The following is a 10,279-nucleotide window of genomic DNA, read 5'->3' as shown; positions in this document are numbered from 1 at the left end:
AGCAGCCTGGCGTGGCTCCTATTTGATGCCGACGACGCCACTCGACTTTTCTCGCTCGCCACGCGTGCCGGCGCAGCCGGCGCCGCTGCTCGGCGAGCACACCGACCAGATACTGCTCGACGTTCTCGGCATGAGTGAAGCCGAAGTCGGCCGTCTGCACGACGCCGGCGTGGTCGCCGGACCAGCCTGAACCCTTCGTCAACGACGGCTTTGCCGCCTTTCGCTATCAGACACTTCTTTCACCAGGAAAAATGCCATGAAGCTACCCGTTCATTTCTACAAGCCGCTCGCCATTGGCGCACCACAACCGCTGCGCGAACTGCCGGTGCGACCCGAGAGAATGATCCATTTCTTTCCTCCGCACATCGAGAAGATCCGCAGCAAGGCACCCGAAACGGCGACCAAATGCGACGTCATGTGCGGCAACCTCGAGGACGCCATTCCCATCGACGCCAAGGACGCCGCGCGCGCCGGCTTCATCGAGCTGCTGAGCGGACACGACTTCGGCGACACCGGCATGTGGGTGCGGATCAACGCTCTGAACAGCCCGTGGGTACTCGACGACATCACCGAGATCATCAAGCACGTCGGCAACAAAGTTGACGTGATCATGATTCCCAAAGTCGAGGGCCGTGGGACATCCACTTCGTCGATCAATACGTCGCGCTGCTCGAAGCCAGGTATGGCGTCCGCAAGCCGATCCTCCTGCACGCTCTGCTCGAGACCGCGCAGGGGGGTGACCAACGTCGAGGCGATCTGCGGCGCCAGTCCGCGGATGCACGGTCTGAGCCTCGGCCCGGCCGATCTGGCGGCCTCACGTGGCATGAAGACGACACGGGTAGGCGGCGGGCAATCCCGGCTACGGCGTCCTTGCCGACCCCGAAGAAGGACGCGAGCAGCGCGCTTTCTTTCAGCAGGACCTCTGGCATTACACCGTCGCGCGAATGGTCGACGCAGCCGTCGCGCACGGCCTGCGCTCGTTCTACGGACCGTTCGGCGATCTCAAGGACGAAGCCGCTTGCGAAGCGCAGTTCCGCAACGCCTTCCTGATGGGCTGCTCGGGTGCCTGGTCGCTGGCGCCCAACCAGATCGCCATCGCCAAACGCGTCTTCAGCCCCGACGTCAAGGAAGTACTGTTTGCCAAGCGCATTCTGGAAGCGATGCCGGATGGCAGCGGCGTGGCGACAATCGACGGCAAAATGCAGGACGATGCGACCTGGAAGCAGGCCCGGGTGATCGTCGATCTGGCGCAACTGGTTGCCCGGCGCGATCCGGACCTGGCGGCGGCGTATGGACTGTAGAGCGGCCACGCGAAGTGGCGAGGACAATCGACAATGAGTGAAAAAACCAGATGGGGCAATTTCTTTGAGGATTTCCACGTCGGTCAGACGATCGTGCATGCGACGCCGCGGACGATTACCGAAGGTGACGTGGCGCTGTACACCGCGCTGACCGGCTCGCGTTTTGCCCTGACGTCGGCCGACACCTTCGCCCACAGCTTGTCCTTCCCGCGTTCACCGGTGGACAGTTTCTTGGCCTTCAACGTGGTATTTGGCAAGACCGTTCCCGATATCTCGCTCAACGCTATTGCCAACCTCGGCTACTCGACCGGGCGCTTCGGCCACCGCGTCTATCCCGGAGACACACTCACCGCGGATTCGACGGTGATCGGGCTCAAGGAAAATCGCGACGGCAAAACCGGCATCGTCTACGTGCGCTCGTGTGGCGTCAATCAGCGTGGCCAGATCGCGCTCGATTACTGCCGCTGGGTGATGGTTCGTAAGCGCGATCCGGCGTCGCCGGCGCCCGAAACGGTGATTCCCGAGCTTCACGACGCCGTTGCGGCGAGCGACCTGGTGATTCCCGCCGGCATCCGGGTGGACGGCTACGACACCACCCTCTCGGGTAGCACCGACCTATGGGACGACTATCGCGTCGGCGAAAGAATCGATCACGTCGACGGCATGACCATCGAAGAAAGCGAGCACATGATGGCCACCCGCCTGTACCAGAACACGGCGCGGGTGCACTTCAACCAGCACGCGGAAAAGAGCGGGCGTTTCGGACGCCGGATCGTCTACGGTGGTTACATCATCAGCCTGGCGCGCTCGCTGTCGTTCAACGGCCTGGCCAATGCCTTCAGCGTCGCGGCGATCAACGCCGGCCGGCATGTCGCGCCGGCTTTCGCCGGCGACACGGTGTACGCCTGGTCAGAAATCGTCGAACAGATGTCCTTGCCTGGCCGCCATGACCTTGGCGCGCTGCGCGTGCGGACGGTGGCGACCAAGGACCGCAGCTGTGCCGACTTCCCGTACAAGCAGGCAGACGGCAGCTACGATCCAAGCGTGCTCCTTGACTTCGACTATACGGTCCTGATGCCGAAGAGACCGGGGGCGTAGGCGATTGCCGGCGAGGACTGCGGCGTCAGCACGCAGGCAAGCGAGTGGCAGCGCGCGGCGCATCGGCAACACCTGGGACGCCTTCGGCCGCAGGCCGCCGTTCCCTGGACGACGCGCAGAACTGACGCCGTCTGCCGGCGGCAGAGGTTACCGCGCTTGCCAACGGTCGTCGTGTGTCGAGCCCCTCATAATGGCCGTCATGACCTTCTCCTGCCACTTGCCGTGCGCATTCCGGCTTGTACGCCGGGATCGTTCGGCGGGCGACAAGAAGGAAGATTGATGAGTCGCGGACGCAACTTTCATTGTCACCAAACGCGAGTCTGCTGATAACGCACCGTATCGTTGTTTTCAATGAACTCGAACTGAGCTATGCTGGCGACCAAAAAAACGACAGCGATGTACAACCGCAGTTCAACACTGGAGGAAACATGTTCCAAGTCCGAATACACGGTCGCGGTGGCCAAGGCGTGGTCACCGCTGCCGAGATGTTGTCGATTGCCGCATTCGAGGAAGGTCGCCATGCGCAGGCCTTCCCGAGTTTTGGATCGGAGCGCACCGGCGCTCCGGTAGTCGCTTTCTGTCGGATCGCCGACCAGGAGATCAGGCTGCGTGAGCCCATCATGGAGCCCGACGCGCTGATCATTCAGGATCCGACGCTGCTGTTCCAGGTCGATGTCTTCTCCGGCCTCAAAAAAGGCGGTTTCATCCTGATCAACACCAGCCGCAGCTTCACCGAGCTCGGCCTCGGCGACTTCGTCCGTGATTGGCCGAAAGAGCGGCTCTGTACGGTCCCCGCGACCGATATCAGTCGCAAGCACGTCGGCCGGCCAATGCCCAACGTCCCCTTGCTGGCGGGCTTTGCCGCCGCGTCGGGAATCATCCGCCTGGAGTCCGTGATCAAGGCGATCAACGCCAAGTTCTCGGAGAAGATAGCCAGCAACAATATCGCTGCCGCCAAAGAGGCTTATCAGTTCGTCACCGACGAGATCGCCGGGGCAAGTCAGCAGGAGGCCGCACATGCTTAAACAGACTGAAGGTTCACACGCCGTTGCCGAGGCCGTCGGCCTTTGCCGGCCCGAGGTCATTTGCGCCTACCCGATTTCGCCGCAAACGCACATCGTCGAAGGCCTGGGCGAGATGGTCAAGTCAGGAGAGGTCGCCGACTGCGAGTTCATCAACGTCGAGTCCGAGTTTGCCGCGATGAGCGTCGCCATCGGCTCGTCGGCAACCGGTGCCCGCACCTATACCGCAACGGCTTCGCAGGGCATTCTGTTCATGTGCGAGGCGGTCTACAACGCTTCCGGCCTCGGCCTGCCGATCGTCATGACCGTCGCCAACCGTGCCATCGGCGCGCCGATCAACATCTGGAACGACCACACCGACGCGCTCTCGCAGCGCGACAGCGGCTGGATCCAGCTCTTCGCCGAGACCAACCAGGAAGCGCTCGATCTGCACATTCTGGCCTTCAAGCTGGCCGAAGAAGTGAGCCTGCCGGTGATGGTCTGCATGGACGGCTTCATTCTTACGCACGCTTACGAGCGCGTCGATGTACCCACCCAGGAACAGGTCGACGAGTTCCTGCCACCTTACGAACCACGCCAGGTACTCGACCCCAGGGATCCGGTATCGATCGGCGCGATGGTTGGCCCGGAAGCTTTCTCCGAAGTCCGCTACCTCGCGCACGCCAAGCAGATGCAGGCTCTCGAACTGATCCCGAAGTTGGCCGCCGAGTTCAAGGCGATATTTGGTCGCGATTCGGGCGGTCTGACGCACTCCTATCTGACCGACGACGCGGAAACCATCGTCGTCGCGATGGGTTCGATTCTCGGAACGATCAAGGACGTCGTCGACGAAATGCGCCAGGCGGGCGTGAAAATCGGCGTTCTGGGAATCGGTTCATACCGTCCTTTCCCACTCGAGAACGTCCGCGCGGCACTGCAGAACGCCAAGCGCGTGGTGGTCCTCGAGAAGAGTCTGGCGGTCGGCATCGGCGGCGTCGTGTCGACCGACGTGCGCATGGCGATGTCCGGGCTGCAGCTCGAAGGCTATACCGTGGTTGCTGGACTCGGCGGGCGAGCGATCACCATGAAGTCACTGCACGCGCTGTTTGGCAAAGCCGTCCGCGACGAACTCGAACGCCTGACCTTTCTCGATCTCGACTGGGACGTGGTCAACAAGCAACTCGAACGCGAGCGCACGACGCGCCGTTCGGGTCCGGCAGCTGAAAGCATGCTGCGCGACGTCGGCGTCATCGCCGCCCGGATGGGCTGAGGAGAACCACCATGAGCTTCCAACCCGTTCACTTCTATCAGACCGGCACCTTCACCGTCGGCAATCGCCTGCTCGAACCGGCAGAACGCAGCGTCCAGGCCAATATCGAGCGCACCAACTCACTGAACTCCGGACACCGCGCGTGTCAGGGCTGCGGTGAAGCACTCGGCGCACGCTACGCCATCGATGCGGCGATGAAAGCCGCCAGTGGTCGCCTGATTGCCGCCAACGCCACCGGCTGCCTCGAGGTCTTCTCGACGCCCTACCCGGAAACGTCTTGGCAGATCCCGTGGATTCACTCGCTGTTCGGCAACACCGCCGCGGTGGCCACCGGCATCGCCGCAGCGATCAAGGTGAAAAGACACAAAGGCCAGATGGACGACGTCCGCGTCGTCGCCCAGGGCGGCGACGGCGGCACCACCGACATCGGTTTCGGCTGCCTCTCGGGGATGTTCGAGCGCAATGACGACGTCCTCTACATCTGTTACGACAACGGTGGCTACATGAACACCGGTGTGCAACGCAGTTCTGCGACGCCACCCGCCGCGCGCACGGCAACGACCATGCCGGTCGGTCCCGAACCCGGAAACGCCTTCGGCCAGGGCAAGTTCGTCCCGGCAATCGCCATGGCGCACGAGATTCCCTACGTTGCCACGGCCACCGTTGCCGACCTTCGCGATCTCGAATACAAGGTCACCAAGGCCATGGGCATGCGTGGTGCACGCTACATCCACATTCTGGTGCCCTGCCCTCTGGGCTGGGGAGCGGCTTCCGAAAACACCATCCTACTGGCACGCCTGGCCAAGGAAACCGGTATCTTCCCGGTCTTCGAGGCAGAGAACGGCGAGGTCACCGACGTACTGAAGATTCGCCGTAAGCAACCCGTCGAGGAATATCTGCGGCTGCAGAAGCGCTACGCGCACCTCTTCGGAAAGAACCCGGCGGTAGCAACGATCGCCCGCCTGCAAGCGGCGGCAGACAAGAATATTCGGAAATACGGACTGCTCGACCAGGAGGCGAACTGATGGAAAAACCCTTTGCCATTACCCTAGACCCCGGCTCTTCGCTGGCCAACCACACCGGTTCGTGGCGGACTTCGCGGCCGGTCTATGTCGACCGCTTGCCGCCCTGCAACAAGCAGTGCCCGGCGGGTGAAGACATTCAAGGCTGGCTGTTTCACGCCGAATCGGGCGACTACGAAAGTGCCTGGCGGCACTTGACCCGCGACAACCCCTTCCCGGCGATCATGGGCCGCGTCTGTTACCACAGCTGCGAGGGTGCCTGCAACCGCGGCCAGATCGACGCGCCAGTCGGCATCAATTCGGTCGAGCACTTCCTCGGCGACGAGGCACTCAAGCGCGGCTGGAAGCTGACGCCACCGAGCAGCGAATCCGGCAAGCATGTCCTGGTTGTCGGCGCCGGACCTTCCGGCATGTCGGCCGCCTACCACCTGCGCCGGCAGGGTCACCAGGTCACGGTGTACGAGGCCGGACCGCTGCTCGGCGGCATGATGCGCTTCGGCATCCCCAAGTACCGCCTGCCACGCGACGTGCTCGAGGCAGAAATGCAGCGCGTCGTCGAACTGGGCGTCACGGTCAAGCTGAACAGCAAGGTCGACAACATCCTGACCACCATGCAGGAAGGCAAGTTCGACGCGGCTTTCCTGGCCGTCGGCGCGCACATCGGCAAACGGGCGCGCATCCCGGCTGGTGACGCCGCGAAGATCGTCGACGCCATCTCGATGCTGCGCAGCATGGAGGGCGAAGAAAAGCCGATGCTCGGTCGCCGCGTCGTCGTCTATGGCGGCGGCAATACGGCCATCGACGTCGCCCGTACCGCCAAACGGATGGGTGCCGAACCGCTGATCGTCTATCGCCGTACCCGCGACAAGATGCCGGCGCACGACTTCGAGATGGAAGAAGCGATCCAGGAAGGGATCATGGTCAAGTGGCTGTCGACCATCACCCAGGCGGATGAATCGTCATTGACCATTGAAAAAATGGCCCTTGATGAAAAGGGCTTCCCACAGCCCACCGGCGAATTCGAGACCATCGAAGCCGACTCGCTGGTGCTGGCTCTCGGCCAGGACGTCGATCTCGGACTACTCCAGGGAGTTCCCGGCCTGGAATTGAGCGACGGCGTGGTCCAGGTCGGGCCGAACATGATGACCGGTCATCCGGGCATTTTCGCCGGTGGCGACATGGTTCCCGCCGAGCGCAACGTCACCGTCGGCATCGGTCATGGCAAGCAAGCGGCACGGCACATCGACGCCTGGTTGCGTGGCGAGAAGCACGTCCCCGCACCGCAGCATGAAGTCGCGGTGTTCGAGAAGCTCAATACCTGGTATTACGCCGACGCACCGAAAACGATGCGGCCGATGCTCGACATCATTCGTCGTCAATCGACCTTCGACGAGGTCCAGGGTGGGCTCGACGAAAGCACCGCACTGTTCGAAGCGCGCCGCTGCCTGTCTTGCGGCAACTGCTTCGAATGCGACAACTGCTACGGCGTCTGCCCGGACAATGCGGTGATCAAGCTCGGCCCCGGCAAGCGTTTTGCCTTCAACTATGACTACTGCAAGGGCTGCGGCATGTGCGTCGCCGAATGTCCCTGCGGTGCGATCAAGATGGAGGCAGAAGAGATCTGATCGCTGCGGCGCCAGCGCCGCAAGCTCCTCGCTCCTGACCCGATTAGCGGTCGGGAGCGCGTAAACTCCGTGACCCGGTGCAGCTGCCCGGGTCACCCACTCCAGGGATCCTTCGAGCGTGCCGCTCGCAGGGCTTTTTCCTTTTCCTGTTCAATCTCCCACGAGGTATTTATGTCAACACAAACCAAGAACGTCTACGTATTTGGTGCCAGCCGAACCGACGGCGACGCCACCATGAAGAATTTGCTGGGAGGCAAGGGTGCCAACCTGGCCGAGATGTGCCGCCTGGGAATCGCCGTACCACCCGGTCTGACGATCGGCACCGAAGTCTGCACCGTCTACACCAAGGAAGGCCAGGACGCCGTGCTCAAGCTGATCGAGGCCGAAGTCCGCGACAGCGTTGCCTTCATTGAACAGGAGATGGGCAAGAAATTCGGCGACTCCGACGATCCGCTGCTGCTCTCCGTGCGCTCGGGTTCGCGGGCGTCAATGCCGGGGATGATGGACACCATCCTGAACCTCGGTCTCAACGACGCAGCTGTCGCCGGCCTGGCTCGCAAGACCGGCAACGAACGCTTTGCCTGGGACTCGTACCGTCGTTTCGTGCAGATGTACGGCGACGTGGTGATGGGCCTCAAGCCGTCATCCAAGCTGGAGCATGACCCCTTCGAAGTGGTCATCGACATGCTCAAGGAGAAGAAGGGCGTCGAGCTCGATACCCAGCTCGACACCGAAGACCTGAAAGAACTGGTGCAGCGCTTCAAGGGGCTGATTCGTGCCCGCGTTGGCCGCGAGTTCCCGACCGATCCGTGGGAGCAACTCTGGGGTTCGGTGATGGCCGTCTTCCAGAGCTGGAACAACGACCGTGCGCAGGTGTACCGCGAATTGAACGACATCCCCGACGAATGGGGAACAGCGGTCAACGTCCAGGCCATGGTCTTCGGCAACCTCGGTGACAACAGCGCCACCGGTGTCGCCTTCACGCGCGACGCCGGTACCGGTGAAGACCTCTTCAACGGCGAATTCCTGGTCAATGCCCAGGGCGAAGACGTCGTCGCCGGCACCCGTACGCCGCAACAGATCACCGTCGAAGGTTCGCGCCGCTGGGCGCAACTGGCGCTGGTCAGTGAAGACGACCGGCGCACGCGCTTCCCGTCGCTCGAAGAGCTGATGCCCGACATCTACGCGCAGCTGCTGCACGCCGAGACCAAACTCGAGGATCACTACAAGGACATGCAGGACGTCGAGTTCACGATCCAGGAAGGCCGCCTGTGGATGCTCCAGACGCGCAGCGGCAAACGTACCGGCGCAGCGATGGTGCGCATCTCGATGGAAATGCTGCGCCAGGGCATGATCGATGAAAAAGAAGCCCTGCGGCGTGTCGGTCCGGATCGCCTCAACGAACTGCTGCACCCGGTGTTCGACCCGGCAGCGATCAAGAAGGCGCGTTCGATCGCCCACGGCCTGCCGGCTTCGCCAGGCGCCGCAACCGGCCAGATCGTCTTCTTTGCCGACGAAGCTGAAGAATGGGTCAGAAAAGGCAAGGCCGTGATCCTCGTCCGCCAGGAAACCTCACCCGAGGACCTACGCGGGATGAGTGTCGCCACTGGTATCCTGACCGCCCGTGGCGGTATGACCTCGCACGCTGCCGTCGTCGCGCGCGGCATGGGCAAGTGCTGCATTTCCGGCGCTGGCGCAGTCCGTGTCGACTACCACGCGCGCACCATGACGGTCGGCGACAAGGTTTACCAGGAAGGCGAGTGGATTTCGCTCGACGGCTCGACCGGCGAGGTCTACGAAGGCCAGGTGCCGACCAAGGAAGCCGAACTCACCGGCGACTTCGGCGCACTGATGGATCTCACCGACAAATACAAGCGCCTGGGAATCCGCGCCAACGCCGACACTCCCGACGACGCCAAGGTCGCGCGCAACTTCGGCGCCAAAGGCATCGGACTGTGCCGTACCGAGCACATGTTCTTCGAAGGCGACCGCATCAAGGCCGTTCGCGAAATGATCCTGGCCGAAGACGAAGCCGGCCGCCGCAAGGCACTGGCCAAGCTGTTGCCGATGCAACGTGGCGACTTCGAAGGCCTGTTCCGCGAGATGAGCGGCTTGTCGGTGACGATTCGCCTGCTTGACCCGCCGCTGCACGAATTCGTCCCGCACGACGAAGCCAACCAGAAGATCATGGCACACGAAATGGGCGTGCCGCTGGGGGTCATCAAGATGCGTGTCGACGACCTGCACGAGTTCAACCCGATGATGGGCCATCGCGGCTGCCGCCTGGGTATCACCTACCCGGAAATCACCGAGATGCAAACCCGCGCAATCATCGAGGCCGGCCTCAACATGAAGGCCAAGGGGATCGACGTCAAAGCCGAAATCATGGTCCCGCTGGTCGGCACGGTTCGTGAATTCAACGCGCAGGCGCGCGTCATCCGCAAGACCGCTGACGCCGTTTTCGCCGAACGCGGTGAAAAACTGGACTACCTGCTCGGCACGATGATCGAAACGCCGCGCGCCGCCTTAATCGCCGACAGCATCGGCCAGCAGGCCGAGTTCTTCTCGTTCGGTACCAACGACCTGACGCAGATGGCGATGGGCTTCTCGCGCGACGACGCCGGCAAGTTCCTGCCCAGCTATCTGAAAGACGGCATGTACGACAATGATCCGTTCCAGTCGATCGACCAGAAGGGCGTTGGCCTGCTGGTCCAGATGGCCGTCGAGAAAGGCCGTTCAGCACGTCCCGGAATCAAGCTGGGCGTCTGCGGTGAGCATGGTGGCGACCCCGCTTCGATCGAATTCTTCCATCGTACCGGCCTCAACTACGTCAGCTGCTCGCCGTTCCGGGTGCCGATTGCCCGTCTCGCGGCAGCACAAGCGGCTCTCGATAGCTGATTCATCGAGCAAGCAAACGCCAAAGCCTCGGCCTGGCGTTTGCCGATCGACCAAGACCCACACC

At 62.6% G+C, this 10,279-nt stretch carries 7 protein-coding genes and 2 pseudogenes; all 9 read left to right on the top strand.

All coding sequences use genetic code 11. The features are described from left to right. Positions 1-190 (top strand): annotated as a pseudogene (locus tag QZ656_RS23500) (2-methylfumaryl-CoA isomerase); the annotation flags it as partial. Positions 191-256: 66 nt separating this feature from the next. Next, a pseudogene (locus tag QZ656_RS24230) lies at positions 257-778 on the top strand (aldolase/citrate lyase family protein); the annotation flags it as partial. A gap of 166 nt (positions 779-944) precedes the next feature. Then, positions 945-1,301 (top strand): hypothetical protein, encoded by a 357-nt coding sequence (locus QZ656_RS24225; protein ID WP_366522226.1) that lies wholly within the window; start codon positions 945-947, stop codon positions 1,299-1,301. Between the two features lie 33 nt (positions 1,302-1,334). Next, entirely contained in the window at positions 1,335-2,399 is a 1,065-nt protein-coding gene (locus QZ656_RS23490; protein WP_291995662.1) for a MaoC family dehydratase, read from the top strand. A 428-nt stretch (positions 2,400-2,827) separates the two neighbouring features. Beyond that, on the top strand, positions 2,828-3,424 hold the full coding sequence (locus QZ656_RS23485; RefSeq protein ID WP_291995661.1) for a 2-oxoacid:acceptor oxidoreductase family protein: 597 nt from the start codon (positions 2,828-2,830) through the stop codon (positions 3,422-3,424). Then, positions 3,417-4,670 (top strand): transketolase C-terminal domain-containing protein, encoded by a 1,254-nt coding sequence (locus QZ656_RS23480; RefSeq protein WP_291995660.1) that lies wholly within the window; start codon positions 3,417-3,419, stop codon positions 4,668-4,670. The genes QZ656_RS23485 and QZ656_RS23480 overlap by 8 nt, the downstream gene beginning before the upstream one ends. A gap of 11 nt (positions 4,671-4,681) precedes the next feature. Further along, positions 4,682-5,695: a thiamine pyrophosphate-dependent enzyme gene (locus tag QZ656_RS23475; protein WP_291995659.1), complete on the top strand. Its 1,014-nt coding sequence runs from the start codon at positions 4,682-4,684 to the stop codon at positions 5,693-5,695. Continuing rightward, entirely contained in the window at positions 5,695-7,317 is a 1,623-nt protein-coding gene (locus QZ656_RS23470; protein WP_291995658.1) for an NAD(P)-binding protein, read from the top strand. The genes QZ656_RS23475 and QZ656_RS23470 overlap by 1 nt, the downstream gene beginning before the upstream one ends. Positions 7,318-7,488: 171 nt before the next feature. Then, positions 7,489-10,215, top strand: a complete 2,727-nt coding sequence (ppdK, locus tag QZ656_RS23465) for a pyruvate, phosphate dikinase (RefSeq protein WP_291995657.1) — start codon at positions 7,489-7,491, stop codon at positions 10,213-10,215. Positions 10,216-10,279: the final 64 nt, after the last annotated feature.

Source organism: Candidatus Accumulibacter sp. ACC003 (genome assembly GCF_907163085.1).
Classification (GTDB): Bacteria; Pseudomonadota; Gammaproteobacteria; order Burkholderiales; family Rhodocyclaceae; genus Accumulibacter.
This window is presented reverse-complemented; position numbering and strand designations above follow the sequence as displayed.

What these genes read in the sequence shown, in the direction of transcription:
- ppdK (WP_291995657.1), top strand. Translation starts at nt 7,489, where the DNA reads ATGTCAACACAAACCAAGAACGTCTACGTATTTGGTGCCAGCCGAACC.
- QZ656_RS23475 (WP_291995659.1), top strand. Translation starts at nt 4,682, where the DNA reads ATGAGCTTCCAACCCGTTCACTTCTATCAGACCGGCACCTTCACCGTC.
- QZ656_RS23485 (WP_291995661.1), top strand. Translation starts at nt 2,828, where the DNA reads ATGTTCCAAGTCCGAATACACGGTCGCGGTGGCCAAGGCGTGGTCACC.
- QZ656_RS23470 (WP_291995658.1), top strand. Translation starts at nt 5,695, where the DNA reads ATGGAAAAACCCTTTGCCATTACCCTAGACCCCGGCTCTTCGCTGGCC.
- QZ656_RS23490 (WP_291995662.1), top strand. Translation starts at nt 1,335, where the DNA reads ATGAGTGAAAAAACCAGATGGGGCAATTTCTTTGAGGATTTCCACGTC.
- QZ656_RS24225 (WP_366522226.1), top strand. Translation starts at nt 945, where the DNA reads ATGGTCGACGCAGCCGTCGCGCACGGCCTGCGCTCGTTCTACGGACCG.
- QZ656_RS23480 (WP_291995660.1), top strand. Translation starts at nt 3,417, where the DNA reads ATGCTTAAACAGACTGAAGGTTCACACGCCGTTGCCGAGGCCGTCGGC.